Annotated in this window: 17 protein-coding genes; 2 read left to right on the top strand and 15 right to left on the bottom strand. The window is 59.5% G+C overall.

The window, feature by feature from the left end; genetic code table 11:
- Window positions 1-117 precede the first annotated feature (117 nt).
- The 4 genes from ACPF7Z_RS01600 to ACPF7Z_RS01585 all read right to left on the bottom strand — a co-directional run bounded on the left by ACPF7Z_RS01600 (window position 118) and on the right by ACPF7Z_RS01585 (window position 6076).
- On the bottom strand, window positions 118-1971 hold the full coding sequence (locus ACPF7Z_RS01600) for a protein kinase domain-containing protein (RefSeq protein ID WP_425191406.1): 1854 nt from the start codon (window positions 1969-1971) through the stop codon (window positions 118-120).
- Between the two features lie 230 nt (window positions 1972-2201).
- Window positions 2202-3875: a dihydrolipoyllysine-residue acetyltransferase gene (locus ACPF7Z_RS01595; RefSeq protein WP_425191405.1), complete on the bottom strand. Its 1674-nt coding sequence runs from the start codon at window positions 3873-3875 to the stop codon at window positions 2202-2204.
- A gap of 25 nt (window positions 3876-3900) precedes the next feature.
- Window positions 3901-4878, bottom strand: coding sequence for an alpha-ketoacid dehydrogenase subunit beta (locus tag ACPF7Z_RS01590; RefSeq protein ID WP_425191404.1), 978 nt, complete (start codon window positions 4876-4878; stop codon window positions 3901-3903).
- Window positions 4871-6076 carry a thiamine pyrophosphate-dependent dehydrogenase E1 component subunit alpha gene (locus ACPF7Z_RS01585; RefSeq protein ID WP_425191403.1) on the bottom strand — a complete coding sequence of 402 codons (1206 nt, stop codon included), beginning with the start codon at window positions 6074-6076 and terminating at the stop codon, window positions 4871-4873. The genes ACPF7Z_RS01590 and ACPF7Z_RS01585 overlap by 8 nt, the downstream gene beginning before the upstream one ends.
- A gap of 275 nt (window positions 6077-6351) precedes the next feature.
- On the opposite strand from ACPF7Z_RS01585, the gene ACPF7Z_RS01580 reads away from it, so the two are divergent.
- Window positions 6352-8286 (top strand): aconitate hydratase, encoded by a 1935-nt coding sequence (locus ACPF7Z_RS01580; RefSeq protein WP_425191402.1) that lies wholly within the window; start codon window positions 6352-6354, stop codon window positions 8284-8286.
- On the opposite strand, the gene ACPF7Z_RS01575 is transcribed toward ACPF7Z_RS01580, so the two are convergent.
- Window positions 8271-8777 carry an NYN domain-containing protein gene (locus ACPF7Z_RS01575; RefSeq protein ID WP_425191401.1) on the bottom strand — a complete coding sequence of 169 codons (507 nt, stop codon included), beginning with the start codon at window positions 8775-8777 and terminating at the stop codon, window positions 8271-8273. The genes ACPF7Z_RS01580 and ACPF7Z_RS01575 overlap by 16 nt on opposite strands.
- A 97-nt stretch (window positions 8778-8874) precedes the next feature.
- Here ACPF7Z_RS01575 and dbpA point away from each other — a divergent pair, with 97 nt between their 5' ends.
- Window positions 8875-10266: an ATP-dependent RNA helicase DbpA gene (gene dbpA, locus ACPF7Z_RS01570; RefSeq protein WP_425191400.1), complete on the top strand. Its 1392-nt coding sequence runs from the start codon at window positions 8875-8877 to the stop codon at window positions 10264-10266.
- Window positions 10267-10281: 15 nt separating this feature from the next.
- On the opposite strand, the gene ACPF7Z_RS01565 is transcribed toward dbpA, so the two are convergent.
- From ACPF7Z_RS01565 to ACPF7Z_RS01520, 10 genes are all read right to left on the bottom strand, one after another.
- The gene (locus ACPF7Z_RS01565) at window positions 10282-10518 is read right to left on the bottom strand and encodes a hypothetical protein (RefSeq protein ID WP_425191399.1); all 237 of its coding nucleotides are present in this window, start codon (window positions 10516-10518) and stop codon (window positions 10282-10284) included.
- Window positions 10519-10645: 127 nt separating this feature from the next.
- Window positions 10646-11137, bottom strand: coding sequence for a DUF6586 family protein (locus ACPF7Z_RS01560; protein WP_425191398.1), 492 nt, complete (start codon window positions 11135-11137; stop codon window positions 10646-10648).
- Window positions 11134-13764, bottom strand: coding sequence for a type I DNA topoisomerase (gene topA / locus ACPF7Z_RS01555; RefSeq protein WP_425191397.1), 2631 nt, complete (start codon window positions 13762-13764; stop codon window positions 11134-11136). Before topA ends, ACPF7Z_RS01560 begins: the two co-directional genes overlap by 4 nt.
- Window positions 13765-14092: 328 nt before the next feature.
- Window positions 14093-16450: a DUF3141 domain-containing protein gene (locus tag ACPF7Z_RS01550; RefSeq protein ID WP_425191396.1), complete on the bottom strand. Its 2358-nt coding sequence runs from the start codon at window positions 16448-16450 to the stop codon at window positions 14093-14095.
- Window positions 16451-16699: 249 nt separating this feature from the next.
- The gene (locus tag ACPF7Z_RS01545) at window positions 16700-17041 is read right to left on the bottom strand and encodes a DUF533 domain-containing protein (protein ID WP_425191395.1); all 342 of its coding nucleotides are present in this window, start codon (window positions 17039-17041) and stop codon (window positions 16700-16702) included.
- Window positions 17042-17166: 125 nt separating this feature from the next.
- Window positions 17167-17856, bottom strand: a complete 690-nt coding sequence (locus tag ACPF7Z_RS01540; RefSeq protein WP_425191394.1) for a tellurite resistance TerB family protein — start codon at window positions 17854-17856, stop codon at window positions 17167-17169.
- Window positions 17857-17992: 136 nt separating this feature from the next.
- The gene (lipA, locus tag ACPF7Z_RS01535) at window positions 17993-18991 is read right to left on the bottom strand and encodes a lipoyl synthase (protein WP_425191393.1); all 999 of its coding nucleotides are present in this window, start codon (window positions 18989-18991) and stop codon (window positions 17993-17995) included.
- A gap of 5 nt (window positions 18992-18996) precedes the next feature.
- Window positions 18997-19689, bottom strand: coding sequence for a lipoyl(octanoyl) transferase LipB (gene lipB, locus ACPF7Z_RS01530; protein WP_425191392.1), 693 nt, complete (start codon window positions 19687-19689; stop codon window positions 18997-18999).
- A complete protein-coding gene (locus ACPF7Z_RS01525; protein ID WP_425191391.1) occupies window positions 19690-19992 on the bottom strand; it encodes an HP0495 family protein in 303 nt (100 codons plus the stop codon). It abuts the gene before it with no gap.
- Between the two features lie 123 nt (window positions 19993-20115).
- Window positions 20116-21309: a D-alanyl-D-alanine carboxypeptidase family protein gene (locus ACPF7Z_RS01520; protein WP_425191390.1), complete on the bottom strand. Its 1194-nt coding sequence runs from the start codon at window positions 21307-21309 to the stop codon at window positions 20116-20118.
- Between the last annotated feature and the right edge of the window lie 12 nt (window positions 21310-21321).

Here is a 21321-nt window from a genome sequence, read left to right as displayed (position 1 = left end):
TGCATACCAAGTGAGAATGAAATTCTCAAGCCGTGCGTGTCACAGGCTAATATGGAACACAGCCTATGCCATGATCTCCAGGTTGTATTTATCAGACGTTAAATCCTGAGCAGCGCTTCAGAACACAGCGGTCCTGTCGGTGTCGTGGGCGCGAGGGTCCCGGGGATAGTAGCGTTCAGGAAGGCGCTCGATATGTGAAAACACCTTGGTGTCCTTATAGGGCATCTTCATGTAACCGGAGATACCCTGGCCTCGAATCAAAGGTACCGCCTTCAACATGGCATCCAGGCAATCGCGGAACGCCGTCTCCCGAGCCGGGTCCAGCAGGCGATAGTAGCTGTGGATCTTGAGATGAGTAGGCAATGCCTCGAAGATGATCAATCCGGTGTGGTGGATAGCATTGAGGTTCTCGAGATGACGGATGATATCGTCGGGTAGTTGCAAGAACTCCTCCGGGTCCGGGCCATCCTCGAAATAGGAATGTACCCGGGTGCGATCCTCTAGATCCGGCGCCGCACTCACCTCATAAGGCAGCGTCATGCCGGGTTCGGGAATGAAGGGCTCATCCGGCCCATCGCGATCGACATGCAGGGTATCCCGGGCATTGAACAGGCAGCTCTTGAATACACCGCGACGATAGATGGCTCGAGCCAGACTGACCATGTTATTGACCGCCGCCACGAAGGCGGCCTTGCGTTCGAGGTCGTGCAGATTGAGCACGCTGTCGATGTAGACCCCATCGGCTTCCCAGCGCACCGCCAGCCCACCCACCACCGGATACTTGCCCAGCCGGCTCACCGCCGCCAAAAAGGCTTTTTCGGTCTCGCCCATGCCTTGCATGAAGTTCTTGTAATAACGATCGAGTTGCACATCGTTGACCGCATTCAATTCATCCCGGCCATCCTCCTCGCGCAGAAACGACTTGCGTGAACTGTACACCACGGTATCGATCTCACGATGGCTGGGTCGCACCCATACCGGCACCACCGCGGTTTCGGGCTTCTCCGGAAGATCGATCATCACCGTGCGCGCCAGACGCGGCATATGCGCGAGGAAATAATCGCCAGCCCGAGCCCGCACTTGCGGGTCAGGATCGAGCATGCCGTCAAGCATGCGGGCGAACTCCATGGGCAACCCGAGAGAGGTGGCGGGTATGGCACGATGCCCAAACCGGCAGGATTGAGCCGAAGCCAGGGCATAGAGCGTAGCGGCAGCGCCCTGTTCGTCGAAGCGTGGAGACGATAGCGCCCCGTTCAGCTGTTCCTCACCAATGAAATAGACATCTCCCAGGCGCGCATTGGTCTGTTGCAGGTTATCGGACATCAACTCCATGACGCTGGTCGAGACGAACTGCTGATCCGCATCGAGCTGAGCGAACACCGATGATCCCCAGTCGATCAATGCCACTCGCTCATGGTCGGGATCGAAGACCAGATTGGAGGGCTTGATGTCGCCATGCACGATGGGCTTGCCGACGGGGCCGGCCTCACGCCGCAGGGCACGCAGCATATCCGCCAGTTGTGCCGCCAACTTGATGACGAGTCGTGGCGCAAGACGCCCATGACGCAGCGAATACTCCTCGAAATTGATTCCCGGGGCACGCTCCATCACCAGAATCGACTGCTTGCGGATGCGCTGAAAGGCAATCAGGCGCGGCACCCGCGGGTGGTCCACTTGATCGAGCATGAACGCCTCTTCCTCGAGGCGATCCTGCAGCGACTCCGGCAGGGTGATCCGAGTGAACTTGAACACATACTCCGCGTCCGGAGCGTTCTCCTGACTGGCCAATCCGGCGAAGACGAAGCCGTAGGCGCCCTTGCCGATCAATTCGATACGCCGATAGCCCAGCTGTTCGAGCTGGGCCTGACACAGCGCCACCCAGTCGCGAAGCTTCTTGGCATCGTCGTGGCTGAGCAGATAGATCGACTGCTCTTCCGGAATATAGAACTGCTGCAGGGCGTCCTGGGTCATGAGGCAAGCCTAAGGGTGCTTTTCAAGACTCGGTAGACAGGATGGACTTTTCCGGCGGCAAGCCACCGCGAGGGCGCTGTGAACCCTTCCCTGGGCGCTACTTTTGCTCTCTGACCGCCATGGATGGCGGAAATGCCGAAATAGCATGGAGCATTTTTCGGCCATGGCAAAAGGCCCTCGCTTTGCCTTACCACCGGCGTCCATCACGGCACGGAATTTGGAAATAGATTCTAAACCATCTTCAACAGCATGCTCTGCGGTGCCTGCAGATACGCCTTCCACAGATTACAGAACCGCGCGATGGTGCCCCCATCGATGATGCGGTGATCCCCGGACCAGGTGATCGTCATGATCGAGCGGGAGACGACATTGCCGTTCTCGTCGAAACGCGGCAGCTGCTGGGTGCGCCCCAGGGCGACGATGGCCACTTCCGGCGCGTTGATGATCGGTGCGGCATAGGTGCCACCGAGCGCGCCGATGTTGGAGATGCTGATGGTGCCCTCCTTGAGATCCGCCTGGCTGACCCGCCCGTCCCGGGCGGCCTGAGTCAGCCGCTCGACCTCCGCAGCGATCTCCAGAATGCTCAACCGCTCCACCTGCTTGATATTGGGTACGATCAACCCCGCCCGGCTGTCCACCGCCATGCCAATATTGCAGTGGGGCTGATAATGAATCTCCGTGCCGTCCTCGCTGATCCGGCTGTTGAGGATGGGATACTCCTGCACCGCCAGCGCCATGGCCTTCATGATCAGCGCCATCAGGGTTAGTCGCGTGCCCTGTTTCTCGGCCTCGACTTTCAATTGCCCGCGCAGTGCCAGCAGCTCCGTGACATCGATCTCGTCGCCGTAGCTGAAATGCGGAATGGTCGTCGCGGACTCGACCATGCGCTTGGCCATCACCGCGCGCATACCCTTGATCGGCTCGACTTCTATCTCGTCCTGCGCATCGCCGGCAGAGGCCTGATGCCGGGGCGTTGTGGCGGTTTTCTCATCCCTGGCGGCTGAGGCTGACTCAGTGGCCTGTGCTTTCTTGCCACGCCCTTTCTCAAAGGCGAGTATGTCCTCCTTGAGCACCCGTCCGTCCTTGCCGGAACCGGACACGTCCTCGAGCCGCACGCCCAGCTCGCGTACCAGCCGGCGCACCGCCGGGCTGGCGGGAATCCGCCCGTAGGCGCCTGAGCCGGAAGCGGCTCTGTCTTTCCTGGTCGCCTGGGCACCAGAGGGCTCGCTGGCTGCGGCTGTGCTAGACGCGGCACTGGAGGGTGTCTGCGGCTTACCGACATCCTCGCGTTCCCGCGGGACAAACGCGAACAGCGGCGAATGCACCCGAGCGTTTTCCTGTTGACGATAATACAGCTGCGTCACGCGACCGGCCTTGGGCGCGGTGATCTCCACCATCGCCTTGTCGGTCATGACGTCCACCACCGGCTGATCTTCCTCGATCTCGTCGCCTTCGGCGATGCGCCAGCTCACTACCTCACACTCGACGATACCCTCGCCAATGTCCGGCAGGATAAAGTCTTCACTCTCATCATCGTCATTGGCCGCGGTATCGGCACTGGCCGAGACCGGCTCAGCCGCGTCGTCACCCTCAGCGCTGGCAGTGCTGGAATCTTGCGTTTTTTCTGCGGTGACACGCGCTTCGGCCCCCGGCGTTTTGGCATCCTCACCGGCTTCTTCGACCGCAAACAGAGGTGAATGCACCTTGGCGGTCTCGCCCTCCTGGTAATAGAGCTTGGTCACCCGGCCCTTGTTGGGCGCGGGTATCTCCACCAGGGCTTTATCGGTCATGACCTCGGCGACGGGCTGATCTTCCTCGATCTCATCGCCCTCACTGATCAACCACTTGACCAGTTCGCATTCGACGATGCCTTCACCGATATCCGGCAGAATAAAATCGCTCATAATGTTCTCCTCAACCTGGAATCGGCTAGTAATCGATGCTCTGCTTGATCGCCTCGAAGATCTTCAGATGATCCGGCATGTACTCCTTCTCCAGGGTCAATGGAAAAGGCGTATCCAGACCGGTCACCCGAGCGATGGGGGATTCCAGATAAAGAAAACAGCGCTGCTGTATGGTGGCGGCGATTTCTCCGGCGAAGCCACCGGTCAAGGGCGCCTCGTGGGTCACCAGCAGGCGCCCGGTCTTGAACACCGATTCGGCAACCGTCTCCACATCCCAGGGCACGATGGTGCGCAGGTCGATGATCTCGCAGGAAATGCCCTCTTTCTCGGCAAGCTCGGCGGCCTTGTCCACCATCTCCATCTGGGCGCCCCAGGCGAGCAGGGTGATATCGTTGCCTTCCTTGATTATTTCCGCCTCGCCCAACGGCAGTTGGTAGTCCTCCTCCGGCACCTCGCCGGTGGAGGCGCGATACAATCGCTTTGGCTCGAAGAATAGCACCGGATCGGGATCGCGGATCGCGGCCAGCAAAAGCCCCTTGGCCTGATGCGGATTGCGCGGCACGACCACCTTCAGGCCAGGGGTATGGGCGAAATAGGCCTCCGGCGACTGCGAATGATAAAGCCCGCCGGAAATGCCGCCGCCATAGGGGGTGCGGATGGTCAGACCGCCGACGTTGAACAGATTGCCCGAGCGATAGCGGAATTTGGCGGTCTCGTTGACGATCTGATCGAACGCCGGAAAGATGTAATCGGCGAACTGAATCTCTGCTACCGGTTTGGACCCTTGAGCTGCCAGACCATTGGCGAAACCGATAATGCCTTGTTCCACCAGCGGGGTATTGAAACAGCGCGCGCGGCCATACTTCTCTTGCAAGTTACTGGTGGCGCGGAAGACCCCACCGAATACCCCCACGTCCTCGCCGAAGCAGATCACCTTGTCGTCCGCGGCCATCGCGATATCCAGCGCATTATTGATGGCCTTGAGCATGTTCATATCAGGCATCTCGGGCACCTCCCTCGGTATCCTCAAGCGACTTGGCACCCTTCGGGTAGGCGTCTGGGTACTTGCGAATGTGCGTCTTGAGCTGCTCAAGCTGCTCGGTGAGTTGTGGCGTGGTGGACTCGAAAACGTCGCTGATCAACGTCTCGAGCGCCGGGGGAGGACGCTTTTCAGCACGCTTCAGAGCGTCCAGCACCTCGCGGCGCCGGGTCTCCTGCTCCTGTTTTTCCTCCTCTTCGCTCCACCAGCCCTTGCTCTCCAGCCACAGCCGCATGCGACGCACCGGATCCTTGTCGCGCCAGGCTTCCTCTTCCTTCTTGCTGCGATAGCCCGAAGGATCATCCGAGGAGGAGTGCGCCGCCAAGCGATAGGTCATGGCCTCGATCAGCACCGGCTTGTTGTTTTCCACCGCCCACTCGCGAGCCTTGGCAGTGGCCTGATAGACCGCCAGGATGTCGTTGCCATCGACTCGGATCACCTTCATGTGATAGCCGAAGGCGCGCGGGGCGATGCCGTCTGCGGAGAACTGCTCGTGGGCCGGAGTAGAGATGGCATAGCCGTTGTTGCGGCACAGGAAGATCACCGGCACCTGATGCACCGAGGCCATGTTCAGAGCGGCGTGGAAGTCGCCTTCCGAAGCGGCCCCTTCACCGAAGATGGTGATCGTGCAGTGCCCCTGCCCCGCCATCTTCTGGCCATAGGCGTAGCCAGTGGCCTGGGGGATCTGGGTCGCCAGCGGCGATGAGATGGTCATGTAGTGCAGCTTTTCGGAGCCGTAATGCACCGGCATCTGACGCCCCTTGCCATAGTCGCGATCGTTGCCGAAAAGCTGGTTCATGAACTCATCGACCTCGAAGCCGCGATAGGCCAGCGCCCCCTGCTCCCGGTACTGGGCCATGATCATGTCTTCGTCTTTTAGAGCCGCCGTGCTGCCGACGATCGAAGCTTCCTCGCCGGTACACTGCATGTAAAAACTCAGCCGACCCTGGCGCTGTGCCGCCAGCATGCGCTCATCGAGCACCCGGGTGAACAGCATGGCACGATAGATACGCAGTGCCTTGTCGCGGTCGAGATCCGGGAGCTTGGCATTCTTGTAGGCAGTGCCGTCCTGCTTGAGCAGTTTGAAGACGGGAACACGAAACTCGTCACCGTCCATGAAGCTTGGCGTGTGAACGATGGTCGCCTTGTTCGTTGTATTCATGATTGCGCTTCCTTGTTCTCTTCCCGGGATGAGGGTCGAGGAAGTACGTGGCCTTGTGGGCATGCGTCTTCATCAACTATCCATACTGTAGTCAGTGTTGCCGCCGGGGGTAATGGCGACATGGCAATATATAGTTGACGTTAACGTAAGATAGAGGAATGAAGACGGGTTTGTCAGCACGTCGTGGTACAACGTTAGTCTAGATCGTCATGTTTTCCATTCCATTGACTACGCTAAGCTTGGATATGAGTCACAACGGAGAAGGAGATTCCACCATGGCCATGAACCTCGCGCAGAAGTTGATCGACGCGCACCTGCAGGATGGGCAAATGTCACCAGGAGAGCAGATTGCCCTACGAATCGACCAGACCCTGACCCAGGATGCCACCGGCACCATGGTCATGCTCGAACTGGAGGCCATGGGGCTCGACCGGGTCAAGACCGAGATCTCGGCACAGTACGTGGATCACAATCTGATCCAGGAAGACAACAAGAATCCCGACGACCATCTGTTTCTGCAGAGTTCGGCGGAACGCCTGGGCGTGTGGTTCTCCCGAGCCGGCAACGGCGTCAGCCATCCGACCCATCAGCAGCGTTTCGGCAAGCCGGGCAAGACACTTCTGGGATCGGATAGCCATACGCCCGCGGCTGGGGCCATCGGTATGCTGGCCATCGGCGCCGGGGGAATCGACGTGGCCATGGCCATGGCCGGCGAGCCCTTCCGGCTCAAGATGCCGAAAATATGGGGCGTGAAGCTGACCGGCGAATTGCCTGACTGGGTCAGCGCAAAGGACGTGATCCTGGAAATGCTGCGCCGTCACGGCGTGGATGGCGGCGTTGGACGCATCATCGAATACTACGGCCCTGGACTCGCCTGCCTGTCGGCCATGGACCGCCATGTAATCGCCAACATGGGTGCCGAGCTGGGGGCCACCAGTAGCGTCTTTCCCTCGGATGATGCGGTCAAGCGCTTTCTCGAGGCCGAGGGACGCGGCGACGACTGGGCGCCCTTCAATGCCGACGAAGGCTGCCATTATGATGTCGAAGACGAAATCGATCTTTCAAGCCTCGAACCGCTGATCGCCAAGCCTTCGAGCCCAGGCAACGTGGTGCCGGTGCGCGAGGTCGCCGGCGAGCCGCTCTCCCAGGCGTACATCGGCTCCTCGGCCAACCCGGGCTATCGCGATTTCGCCATCGCCGCCGAAATGGTCAAGGGGCGCCAGATCGACGACTGGGTTTCCTTCGACATCAATCCTACCTCACGCTCGATCCTCGAGACCCTGGTACGCGATGGCCACGTATCGAGTCTGCTTGCCGCGGGCGCGCGTCTGCATCAGGCCGGTTGCAATGGCTGCATCGGCATGGGCCAGGCGCCGGCCAACGACAGCAACAGTCTGCGTACCACGCCGCGCAATTTCCCGGGGCGCTCCGGCACATCGGAAGACCGGGTGTTCCTGTGCAGTCCCGAGACCGCGACCGCTTCGGCCCTGTGCGGCAAGATCACCGACCCGCGCGATCTCGACTTCGCCTACCCACGCGTCGAAGAGCCCGATGATCCCATCATCAACACCCGCAATCTCGTTGCACCGCTCGAGGTCGCCGAGGCACGCAAGGTCGACTTGATCAAGGGGCCCAACATCGCCTCGCTCCCCGAGTTCGACGCCATCGAGGATGATCTTGAGTTGACCGTCCTGTTGAAGATGGAAGACGACGTCTCCACGGATGAGATCATGCCCGCTGGCAACGAGGTGCTGCCCTATCGCAGCAACATCCCTCGCATCGCGGATTTCTGCTTCCGCGGCATTGATGAAGAATACGCGCAACAGGCCAAGGAGACCGGCGATCATTGCGTGATCGCCGGCAGTAACTACGGTCAAGGGTCGAGTCGGGAGCATGCCGCCATCGCGCCACGTTATCTTGGGCTCCGCGTGGTCTTGGCCAAAAGCTTTGCGCGCATCCATTGGCAAAACCTGGTCAATTTCGGCGTGCTGCCACTGAGATTCAATGACGACAAGGATTACGAGGCCCTTGACACGCAACAGACCCTATCCTTCGAGGGACTTCACGAGGCGCTGCAGAACGGAAATGAGATCACCGCCCAGGCTGACGGAAAAGAGATCACGCTTTGCCATGATCTGACATCGCATCAAGTCGAGGTGCTGCTCGAAGGCGGTTTGATCAACTGGATGAAACGTCAGCGCGAGGGTTGAGACGAAGGGCGCGGCAACAACAAGGCCTCGTCGATGGCGATAAAGCGGGACGCCGAGCGCACCAGAGATTCGGCGGTCAGCCGCGAAACGCCATACACATCGGAGGCAGTGTCGAAGCGCTGTCGAACTCGCTGCAGCAGCAGATCGAAATCACCATCGCCGGAGACAAGGATGATTCTATCGACCTGCTCGGCGAGTTCGATGGCGTCAAGGGTGATACCGACGTCCCAATCGCCCTTGGCGGAGCCGTCGCGGCGCTGAATAAAAGGCTTCAACTTCACCTCGAAGCCGATACCCCGCAGAATATTCTGGAACTGACGCTGCTTTTCGTCGCCGCGATCCACTGCATAGGCGATGGCCGCAACCACTTCTCGACCCGCGGCGGCCCGGGCCCAGAAAGCGTTGTAGTCGAAGTGCCGACCAAAGGCCTGTTTGGTCGTGTAGTAGACGTTTTGCACATCGACCAGAATCACAACACGTTCCCCGCTCATAACGCCGCCCTTCGTCAGTCTCACACCGGTACTCGGTCATTGCTGATATCATGCCGTTTTGTTGTGCACCTGCCTCGATGGCCTCCGAGTATACCCGATGACCGATCAGCCCTTCTCCCAACTTGCTCTGCGCTTTGAGCTTCTCGACGCGCTGGACGTGCTTGGCTACACCCATATGACACCCATTCAAGCGGCCAGCCTACCGCCGCTACTGTCGGGGGATGACCTGATTGCCCAGGCACGCACCGGCAGTGGCAAGACCGCCGCCTTCGGCCTGGGACTGCTACAGGCCCTTGAGGTGGAGCGCAGCGATGCGCAGGCACTCGTGCTGTGCCCGACCAGGGAACTCGCCGTTCAGGTCACCAAGGCCTTGCGTGCTCTCGCCCGGCCATTGCCTAACGTCAAGATTCTCACTCTCTGCGGCGGCGTTCCCATCGGCCCCCAGCTTGCCTCTCTGGCCCATGGCGCCCATATCCTGGTGGGAACGCCGGGGCGAATTGACGATCATCTGCGCAAGGGCTCGCTGACTCTCGACAGCGTCGGCCAACTGGTGCTGGATGAAGCCGATCGCATGCTCGACATGGGCTTTCGCGACACTCTGGAACGCATCGTGGCCCAGCTGCCCAAGCGCCGCCAAACCCTGCTGTTCTCGGCGACCTTCCCCGAGGATATCGAAACACTGAGTGCGGCGATTCAGCGCCAACCTGAGCGTATCACCGTCGATGCGCCTGCCGCGCACGAAGCGATTCAGCAGCGAGCGTTTACAGTTGAAAAGAGAACCAAGTTCGACGCCATCATCGCACTGCTGCTGCACTATAGGCCTGAATCCGCACTGTTGTTCTGCAACACCAAGCGCGACTGCGATGCGCTGGCATCGCATCTGAATGCAGAAGGGTTCAGCGCCTTGGCGCTGCATGGCGACCTGGAGCAGCGCCAGCGGGACCAGGTGCTGGTGCGCTTTGCCAACCGCAGCGTCAATCTGCTCGTGGCGACCGATGTCGCCTCACGAGGCCTGGATATCAGCGGACTGGATGCGGTCATCAGCGTCGACCCGACCCCGGATGCGGAGATTCATCTGCATCGCATCGGCCGTACCGGGCGTGCCGGGGAAAGGGGTTTGGCACTGGCGCTTTTCACGCCCCAAGAGACCCATCGGCGCGAGCGCATCGAAGCGTATCAGGGCAGTGCTATCGCTGACGGCCCCTCCGCGGTCCTCGAGAACACACCTGACACGGGTGACATCAAGCAATACGCGCCAATGATCACTCTGGATATCGATGGCGGACGCAAGCATAAGCTACGCGCCGGTGACGTGGTCGGCGCATTGACCCGCGAGGGCGCATTGACTCAGGAGCAGATCGGCAAGATCGATGTATTCGACACCGCCACCTATGTAGCGGTCCACAACAACGTCGCCAAACAGGCACTCAGACAGATTCAGGAAGGTCGTATCAAGGGCAAGCGCTTTCGCGCGCGATTGCTGCGTTGAATCACCAGGACAAGCTCAATGCACCGTCCCGATCGCGGCCGTTTCGTCCTCTTCTCCTTCCCACAACTGCGTGCGCGTAATAGCGCGATCGATCATTTCCTGGGCGACTTCGAAGCGGCTCCGGCGTAATAGATCGGCCGCCTCTTCGGAGAAGCGAATTCGCACCAAGGGCTCACCCTCATGTTCTGCACTGCGCAGCACGATTTCGCCATCGGCGAGTTCGACGATTTCCAACACGGCTGTCTCGGACACGCTTACCTCCGTTTGAGAGAGCGTCTGCAAACGACCTCTGAGGAATAAGGCAACAAAAAACGACCAAGGCAGATTGCCATGGTCGTTTTCAAACTATCGATAGAGTATCACCTGAAATGCCGGTGAGTCACCATTCGATACTGGTTTCGCGTAGTTCCAGAAGCAATGCCTTGAACTTCTTGAGGCACCAACGCAGCTCATCGCCAAGCGCTATACGGTCGGCGGCCACGATCAGTGACGAACCGGCTTCCCGCCGTGCGACGCCCTCGACGCTCTGCAAGGCCTCCAGGCGCACAATCAGCACATTCAGCCAAGTGCCGGGCTCTGCGGCAAGTTCACGCAACCGCTCGAGTTCGGCGATACCATCATTGCTATCGCCCTTGGCTTTGCCATTGTCCTCATCTTTCTCGATAAGCAGTTCGCGCCAGTCATGCCGGGTCAGGCGGGCATGCTCGGTAATCTCCCGCAAGGCAGCATCGAGCGCCAGCTCGAGCAGCGCCAGCGCTCCCTCTTCACAGGCCATGCGCCGAGCGACGGCATGCTCGTCGTCGCCCGCCGGTACCTCGAGCAGCAGCTCGGCCTGATAGATCAGCTGGTTGGTGCGCCCCCGCGGAGTCACTTGCGCTTGTCCTCGATCTGCCACTTGCCGTTGTCGAAGAGCGCCTTCCAGCCCGTGGCCTTACCCTCCTGGTCAGTCATCACGTACTGACTCTTGGTCTTGCGCGAAAAGCGAATCTGTGCCGGACGGCCATCCGGATCCTTGCTCGGTGCCTTGAGCAGGAAATGATATTTATCCGGCAACTCCTCGGCATGGGCTTTCAGCTCTTCAACCAAGGGCGGTCGGGTCTCGCGATTCTTGGGAAACTGGCTGGCCGCCAGGAACAGACCGCTGGCGCCGTCACGCAGGACGTAGTGATCGTCGACCTTCTGACAGGCAAGCTCCGGCATCGGAATCGGGTCCATCTTGGGCGGTGCCACTTCACCACTCCTGAGCAGCTTGCGAGTGTTCTTGCAGTTCTCGTTGGTACAGCCGAAGTACTTGCCGAATCGCCCCGTCTTCAACTGCATTTCGCTGCCGCACTTATCGCATTCGATGGTCGGGCCTTCATAGCCCTTGATACGAAAGCGCCCTTGCTCTATCTCATACCCCTCGCAGTCCGGACTGTTACCGCAGATGTGCAGCTTGCGAGTCTCGTCGATCAGGTAGCTGTCCATGGCGGTGCCACATTCGGGACAACGCCGCTTGGCGCGCAGCGCCTGGGTTTCGGCATCGTCGTCCGCGTCCGCGGCGACGGCCTCATCCCCGGGAATCAGATCGATGGTGGTCTTGCAGCGTTCCTTGGGCGGCAGATTGTAACCGGAGCAGCCCAGGAACACGCCGGTGGAGGCGGTACGAATCTGCATCTTGCGCCCGCAGGTCGGGCAATCGATGTCCGTGGGTACCGGCTGGTTGGGCCGCATGCCCTCATCACCCTCGGCCCGCTCGAGCTTGGCGCGGAACCCGGCATAGAAGTCATCGAGTAGCGCCCGCCAGTTGCGCTCGCCCTCGGCCACCTCGTCGAGGCTATCCTCCATGCGTGCGGTGAAGCCGTAATCCATCAGATCGTTGAAGGATTCAGTGAGCCGGTCGGTGACAATATCGCCGAGCTTTTCGGCATAAAAGCGCCGACTGTCGAGCCGGACGTAACCACGATCCTGAATGGTCGAGATGATCGACGCATAGGTCGAAGGACGACCGATGCCGCGTTTTTCCAGCTCCTTGACCAGACTGGCCTCGGTATAACGGGCCTGGGGCTTGGTGAAGTGCTGCTGGGGGTCGAGCCGTTCCAGGGTCAGCGGCGTGCCCTCGACAATATCCGGTAGCGTCTGATCCTCGTCCTTCTTGCCGGCAGGCTTCATCACTCGAGTATAGCCATCGAACTTGAGCACCCGTCCCTTGGCGCGCAGCTCATATCCTTCGGTCTCGACGGTCAGGGTGGTGGAGAGGTACTCCGCCGGGGGCATCTGACAGGCCACGAACTGGCGCCAGATCAGGTCATAAAGACGCTCCGCGTCGCGCTCCATGCTGGCTAGATCGCTCGCCGTGCGGGTCACCTCGGAGGGGCGAATCGCCTCGTGAGCCTCCTGGGCGCCCTCCTTACTGGAGTAACGGTTAGGAGAATCCGGCAGGTAGCGTTTACCGAATTCGTCTCGAATATAATCACGGACACCGCTCACCGCGTCCTGGGACAGGTTGGTGGAATCGGTACGCATGTAGGTGATGTAGCCGGCTTCATAGAGGCGTTGGGCCAAGGTCATGGTCTTCTTGACCGAGAAACCCAGACGACCGCTGGCGGCCTGCTGCAGCGTCGAAGTGATGAACGGCGCGTTGGGTCTGGAACTGGTCGGCTTCTCTTCCCGCGAGGTGATCTCGAGATTGGCTTCTTTGAGTGCGGCAATGCGCTGCTGCGTCTCTTTTTCAGACGTTGGCCGAAACGGCTTGCCGTCCTGACGCACCAGCTCGAAGCGAATCGATCTGTTGTCGGGACTCAGCAGGTCCGCATGAACGTCCCAGAATTCTTCCGGCACGAAGGCACGAATCTCGCGTTCGCGCTCGACGATCAAGCGCACCGCCACGGATTGCACACGACCGGCGGACAAGCCGCGCGCGACCTTGCTCCACAGCAGCGGCGAAAGCATGAAACCCACCACCCGATCGAGAAAACGTCGCGTCTGTTGCGCCTCGACTCGGGGCACGTTGAGGCTGCCCGGGGCCTTGAAAGCCTCCTGAATGGCATTCTTGGTGATCTCGTTGAACACCACGCGCTTGTAACGCTCGTCGTCGCCCCCGATGGTTTCCTTGAGGTGCCAGGCAATGGCCTCCCCTTCGCGATCCAGGTCGGTAGCGAGATAGATGGCATCGGCCTTTTCCGCGAGCTTGGCAAGCTCCGCGACCACCTTCTCCTTGCCGGGCAGGATCTCGTAATGCGCCTCCCAGCCGTGTTCCGGGTCGATGCCCATGCGCCGCACCAACTGAGTCCAGGCCTTCTTCTTCTGATAAGCGGCCTTCTCATCCGGAGACATTTTGCGGGTAGCCGCTGCCTGACGGGCACGCTCCTTGGGATCGCTGGCATTCTTGCCCGATCCGCTGGTAGGCAAATCCCGGATATGACCAACACTCGACTTTACGATGAAGTCGTTGCCTAAGTATTTGTTGATCGTCTTGGCCTTGGCCGGCGACTCGACGATGACCAGTGATTTGCCCATAGTGCGTTAATTCCTCGAGCCCAGGCCCACGAAACTGCCGCGGTGGCCTTGATAGCTTGTACGTCGTACCGGCTTGCGTTTCCGGTGGAAAATGCGCCTACCCTACCCCAGCACCGGGCATCGCGCCAGTGACATGGACGCGCTCCGCACGGCCACCGAGGGGGATGATGGCCTAACGAGGCTAGCCGCCACACAGGACTTCATGCAACCCGCCCTTTGAGTAGAGTGGGGTAGCAGACAGGTTGAATCTGGTCGAATAGATGGCGAGTCGTCGCTGGTACACCCCAACCGCCAGGCGGTCAGGGTGTCGTGTCGAACGTCGACGTGATCAGCGCGACTGGGGATCGTCGGAAGAAGTCGATGGTTTGGTCTTGCGGGGTGTTTTCTTGCGCGTCGCTTTGCCAGAGGCATTGCTCTTGCGCGATGATGATCCTTCTGGCTTGGCAGCAGCGGTTACCTTGCCCGATTCCGTCCCCTTGCTAGACGTCGGCTGAGGAGTTGGTTTGGCTCGCGCAAAGAGCTGCTTGACGAGCGCCAGGCGTGCCCGCGTCTTGTCGTCCAGGGGTTCGCTGGCCTTCACTACCTGCTCGATATGTTGCTCGTAGGTATCGATAGTGCCGGCATCTTCGCCCTTGAGCATGGTTGGCAAGGCCTCCATGGCCGCATGACCATCAAGATTGAGGATCTCGAACTCATTACGTACCAACGTCTTGAAGGTATTCAGGTCGATATCGGTTCCCATTTCGTCACGCGTCGCTTTTAGGCGCTGGAAGTTGCGCTCATCCGTGGTGGCCGATCCCCCCAGGATGAAGATAAGCGCCCGCACCGACGCCTGGGTAATATCGCCCTGGTCGATGGACGCCCGCAGCTCCTGCCTGCGCTGGGCAACAAAGCGATGATGTTCCGGAGAAGCACCAGGCAGTGGCAATGGGCGCTGATCGTCGGCCCTGAGTCCCATCAACGTCTGCAGCACGGGATGACCATACACCTGCATGAACAACTGCTCTGTTGCCTGATCGCGTAGATCGCGAAAGGCATTCAGGCTGTGCACGATCTGATCCGACACCATGCGCTCGACCATCTTGAATGGATTGCTCGCGCCGACCTCGTGCCGGTCCGCCTTGATCGCATCGGCCATGACCGGCAATGGCACAGTAGCGGGATTGCGGTCGGAAAGCAGCCGGTATCCTACTTTCAACGGATGGGAGCGGCGCAGCAGCCGTGCCGCCTGAGGTGTCATCACCGCCTGTATCCAGGGCTGCCAATAACGCCGATAGAGACCGAGATTGATATTCGAGACCCGGGAGACGGTAGCGAAACGACGCTCATCCTCGAGGTTGGTCTTGACGATGGCATCGACATCATCGAAATCTCGCGGCGCGAATTCAAGCAGGTAATCACCGTCGATCAGATCCGGATTGGCCTGGGTGACATCCCGCTCGTTGACCTTGGCCTCATACAACCCCGGCGGCAGGATATCGATATAATCAATGTTCGCCGTGAATTCCGCGTGCTCCTTGCGTGAGACGCTACCGGATACAAAGATGCCCAGGTGACCGGTCGTATCGTGAACACAGTAGACGATGGTCTGGTCGTGAGCCTGGATATCTTCCACGCTGTCGTACAGATCATCGATCCAGCCAATCGCCTGAGGCGGCGGTGTAATATCGTCTCCTTGAGAGCAGAACACCACGATGGGCGAGCGAATGTTGCGCAGATCGATACGGCGTCCATCTCGAGTGAGCAGCTGCGCTGTACTCAGACGATTACCGATGAACAGGTTATCGACGATATACTGGATCTCTTCGCTGTTGAGCACCACGTGCCCGCCCCACCAGCGCTCGAACTCCAGATAGCGCTGCGCCTCGGTGTCGACCCTGGCGTAAAGATTGTACTGCTTGCTCCAGAACGTATTGGCCGGATTGAGCTTCTCGAAGTTCTGAACCAGCCAGGCACCGTCGAAATGACCATGACCAAGATCGCTCACCAGAGCAGTCAGCCAGCTTCCTCCCAGCATCCCGGCGGAGTAGCGCATGGGGTTCTTGCCCCGCTCCCCCGCCCAATAGGAAAGAGGCGCACCGGCGATGAGGATGGGACCGAAACACTCAGGTTCCAAGGCCGCGGCCATCATGATCTGCCAGCCGGCCTGGCAATTACCGACTACCATGGGTTTCTCGGCCACATCGGGATGGCGCTCGATGATATGGCGCAAGAATGCCACCTCTGCTTCAGCGACATCTTCGACGGTCTGGCCTGGCTCGGGAAAGGGCAAGAAGCTGATGAAATAGCAGGGATGCCCTGCTCGCAGTGCCACACCCAGCTCGCTATCCGGCTTGAACCCACCGATACCCGGGCCGTGGCCGGCGCGTGGGTCGACGACCACGAACGGACGCATACTCTCGTCGGTCTCGACACCCTTCGGGGGCAGGATGCGCATCAGCTCATAGTTGACTGGATGAGGAAGATCGTGCCCGTCCATCAGCATTTCGGAATCAAACCCCAGCACATTGGGCTTGGTCTCTCCCATATGAGCAAGATACTGATTACCGCGCTGACGCATGACATCGAGATAGAGCACGCTACGCTCACCCGCATCACGCCAGTAGTCGATGGCGGCGCGACCTAGCCCCAACGGGTCCCAGAAAGGACGCGCTATTTCTGCGATAGAAGCAGTGAGAAGGAACATGCCTTGACTCCATACATGGGAATTGCTGCGCTGCAGAATAACATTGACACCCCGCTGGATGCATTAAAATGCTACGTCGGTTACGACGAATGACGGCATGCTCCACGGAGCAGCACTTAAACATTTTGAGGCGTTAAAAAGATTACCATTTCATATTACTTGAATGAGAAGAGTAAGAAGCGACGGATACAGAAGCGCCCGGTTTTCCGGGCGCATGAAAAAAGCAGCGGGATCACGACCAAGTTCGGTTTAAAGCGACGGAAAATCTCGGCCGCCGGGGTCAGAGGTCCCTTTAACGGCATCTTCCGAAGTGCCCTTGACGCCGTCGGTGGTCGAGAAAGAATCCCTAGCAATCCGGCCAGTTCCTGCCTGGTCGCGTTGACGTGACTGCCAGGCCAACGCGCCAAGCCCGGCAACGATGCCATATTTGAGGGTCTTGCCCAAGAGAGTGCGTCCTCCCCGGGTACTGACCAACAAGCCCAATAAGCCGCCAGCCAGAGCACTGCGCGTATCGACGCCACGACCCTGTGAAGAATCGCACAATTCTTCCGCCGCCTTCCTCAGATGATCCCAAGCCCCTTTATCTTCCATAATGTCATCTCCTCACGCATGAAACACCACTAGTGATATACCCTATTGGCTATTAGGTTCCAGAATAGCCTGTCACGCAAGCCCTCGGGCAAGCGTTGGCCTGTGTGCTCTTGTGTCATTGATCATCAGGTATCAGAGGCGGCTTGAGCTTCAAGCTCCCTGACAATGCCGGGCTCCAGCTCGAGAGCGCCGGCCAGTTGATCCAGCCAGGCACGCTCCATTGGATTCTGCTCATCGACGATGGCCACGCTGGCCAGATACATTTCTCGGGCCGCCTGGGGTGAATCCGCCTGGGCAGCGATATCCTGGGCATCGAGCGGTTCGCGCATCTGCCGCTCCATCCAGGCATGCAGCTCATCATCAGCGCCCATTGCATCCATCTGCTCCACCAACTGAGCGCGCTCCTCGGCATCGATATGACCATCCGCCCGGGCGGCGGCGATCATAGCCTGAAGAATCGCCAGGCTGCGCTGCTCCTGCTGCTGCCCCTCGAGCTGCTCCAAAGGCCCGGCTTTGCCGGCTGGAGCCGAGTTCGGCTGGCCCACGCCAGCGTCTGAACCACTCGCCGCGGAGGATTGCTGGTGATGCTGCCAAGCCTTCCAGGCCAGCATGCCCAGCCCCGCCAAGGCGCCGTATTTAAGCCCTTGCCCGCCTAGCTTGCGGCCTCGTTTGGTGCCAAGCAGCATTCCGAGGGCGCCACTGCCGGCCAGCTTGCCGATATCGAACCCACCCTTTGAGGTACCGCTGCCACCTGAAGCACCACTTACGCTACTGGCCTGCTTCATCAACTGATCGAGAATTCCTTTGGCATTCACTCTACTTCTCCCCGTCTGGTTTCGAGAAGCTGTCGGCATAAGCGCAGCCCTCACTTACAAGAAGCGTAGCTTGCACTCATGAAAAAACCCCATGGCTTGCGCTCATGGGGTCTGCTTGCATTATATTCCGAGAGGTCTACTTGACTTCGATACCGTGGGCCTGCTGGTCGGCATGATAGGACGAGCGCACCAATGGCCCGGAAGCGACGTGGGTGAAGCCCATCGCCTTGCCCTGCTCGGCAAACCAGGCAAAGGTGTCCGGGTGTACCCAGCGATCCACCGGCAGATGATTACGGGACGGCTGCATGTACTGTCCCAGGGTCAGCATGTCGACATCATGAGCCCGCAGATCGCGCATTACCTCGATGACCTGCTCATCCGTCTCGCCTACCCCCAGCATCAGCCCTGATTTGGTCAGCACGTCGGGGCGCCGTGCCTTGTAACCCTTGAGCAGATCCAGCGACCATTGATAGTCGGCTCCGGGGCGCACGCGGCGATAGATCGACGGCACGGTTTCCAGATTGTGATTGAAGACGTCCGGCGGCGTCTGCTCGAGAATGTCCAGTGCCTTCTGCATGCGCCCACGGAAGTCTGGCACCAACACCTCGATCTCGATCGACGGACTGTCATTACGGATCTCACGAATACAATCGACGAAATGCTGTGCCCCGCCATCACGCAGATCGTCACGATCCACCGAGGTGACCACCACGTACTTCAGCCGCATTTCGGCAATGGCTTCGGCCAATTCCCGGGGCTCGTTCTCATTGAGCGCGTTGGGACGGCCGTGGGCCACGTCACAAAACGGACAGCGTCGGGTGCAGATATCGCCCATGATCATGAAGGTGGCGGTACCACCATTGAAGCACTCGCCGATATTGGGACAAGTGGCCTCCTCGCACACCGTGTGCAGCCCGTGCTTGCGCAGCGTCTGCTTGATCCGTGTCACTTCCTGGGATACCGGCATGCGCACCCGAAGCCAGTCGGGTTTCTTGGGTAGTGTCTCGGTGGGAATCACCTTGACCGGAATACGCGCCACCTTGTCGGCACCACGCAACTTGACGCCTCGTTCGGCACGGGGCTTCTTGGGGGCCGGAGCGGCCCGTTCTTGACTAGCGACAGTGGTCTCGGTCATCGGTCCTATCCTGCGGTTTGAGAAGAGTCGGCGGTTAACTCGGACATGACCCCCTCGGGTATGCCACGACACTCGTTGATACTGTCCTCACCCAGCCGCGCGGCGAAACAACGCACCAGGCGAGTGGCTTCCTCGTCGAGGGGCGGGCGCCGCTCGACCAGATCGTTCATCTGAGTCATGTTCAAGCCAGCGTAGCCGCACGGATTGATACGCGCGAACGGTGCAAGATCCATATCGATATTGAAGGCGACACCATGGAAGCTGCAACCGCGACGAATACGTAGCCCTAATGACGCAATCTTGTCATCCCTGACATAGACCCCTGGTGCATCGGCTCTGGGATGGGCTTCGACACCCTGCTCGGCGAGTGCGTCGATTACGCTGTTTTCCAGCGCCGTGACGAGTTCTCGCACCCCTAGCTTGCGCCGACGCACGTCCAGCAGCGGATACATGACCAGTTGGCCCGGGCCATGATAGGTGACCTGGCCGCCTCGATCGGTATGCACCACGGGAATGTCGCCCGGCATGAGCACGTGTTCGGCACGTCCTGCCTGGCCCTGGGTAAACACCGGCTCATGCTCGACAAGCCAGATTTCGTCCCGAGACGTCGAATCCCGGCGATCGGTGAACGCACGCATGGCACGCCACACCGGCGCGTAGGGTTGGCGCCCCAGACGATAAACGTCTAACGCAGCCATTCATAGCACCATATGAACACGACCGGTGGCCTTGAGCGAGGCAAACAGTGCCTGCAATTGATCGTTACCGGTAGCAGTAATTGTCACTCGTAACGACTGAAAGCGCCCATTGCGGCTATCTACCGCACTCATGGCATTCTCATCGAAGGCCGGTGCATGCACCTTGATGGTCTCGACGACAACCGCCTGAAAATCTGGCGAAGCGTCACCCACGATCTTGAGTGAATAATCGCAGGGAAACACTATCTTGGGTGGAGACTGGGGTGTCTCGGTGCGTAAATCTCGCAAGGACTTGTCATTCATGACGATTACTCGGCACAACCTATTTCCGAGTATTCTACTCAACCTTTGCGTTGCGACCAAGGGGGATGGTTAAGGGGCTCAGGGAAAGGCCGACCATGAGCCAAGGTCATGGTCGGCGCGAGATCAGTTAAAAAGACCGGTAACAAACAGCACGATATTATCCCAGATCCTTTTGAAAAACCCGCCTTCCGGGATGCTTTCCAAGGCAATGAGCGGCTGCTCCTTGACCACCTCATCTCCCAGCTGCACCTTGAGCGTGCCGAGGCGCTGCCCGGCCTCGATGGGTGCCTTGATGGTGTCTTGAATATCGAGTCTTGCGGTCATGCTGTCACGCTTGCCCTGAGGCGCGGTCAGATAGACGTCCTCGCTTACCCCCAGGCGCAGAGTATCTTTTTCACCCCCCCAGACGCGGGGCTTGTCGAGTACTGCGCCGCCATCGTAAAGCTTGAAGGTTTCGAAGAAGCGAAAACCGTAGCTCAAGAGCTTCTGTGCTTCCTGGGCTCGGGCCTCATCCGATTTGGTGCCCATCACCACGGCAATTAGACGAGTCTCGTCCTTCTTGGCCGAGGCCACCAGGCAATAACCGGCGGCTTCGGTGTGGCCGGTCTTGAGACCATCGACGGAAGGATCGCGCCACAGTAAGCGATTGCGATTGGGCTGACGAATGCCATTGTAGGTGAAGTACTTCTCGGAGTAGGTGTCGTAGTGATCCGGATAATCCTTGATGATGTGCTTGGCCAGTATGGCCAGATCCTTGGCGGAAGCGTAATGATTTTCGTGGGGAAGCCCAGTGGCGTTGACGAAATGGGAGTTGCTCATCCCCAGGCGCTGGGCCTGCTGATTCATCAAGTCGGCAAAGGCGGACTCGGAGCCGGCAATATGCTCGGCCAGGGCGACGCTGGCATCATTACCCGACTGGATAACCACGCCCTTGAGCAATTCCTCGACCCCGACCTGAGTGCCTTCTTTGATGAACATGCGTGAGCCGCCGGTGCGCCAGGCATTCTCGCTGATATTGACCTGATCCTCGGGCGAGATACGATTATCATCTATTTCCCGCTCGACGATATAGGCCGTCATCATCTTGGTCAGGCTCGCCGGAGGCAGGGGCTGATCCGCCTCGTGCTCGACCAGCACTTCACCACTATTGGCATCCATCAATAGCCAGGAACTCGCCGCCAGGCCAGGCGGGGAAGGCACCATCGATTCCGGCAGCGCTTGTTGCTGGGCCTGAACCGGCGATATCAGCAGCGCGCAAGCGGTCAGGGTGGCGGGTAACAGGCGCCCTAGCGTAACGGGTAAAGCGGACAGTCTCATATCGTTGTATCT

Origin of the sequence: Halomonas sp. GXIMD04776, from assembly GCF_049808615.1 — a bacterium.
GTDB lineage: Bacteria > Pseudomonadota > Gammaproteobacteria > Pseudomonadales > Halomonadaceae > Modicisalibacter.
The sequence above is the reverse complement of the archived record's forward strand: the minus strand, read 5'-3'. Positions and strand labels throughout refer to the sequence as shown.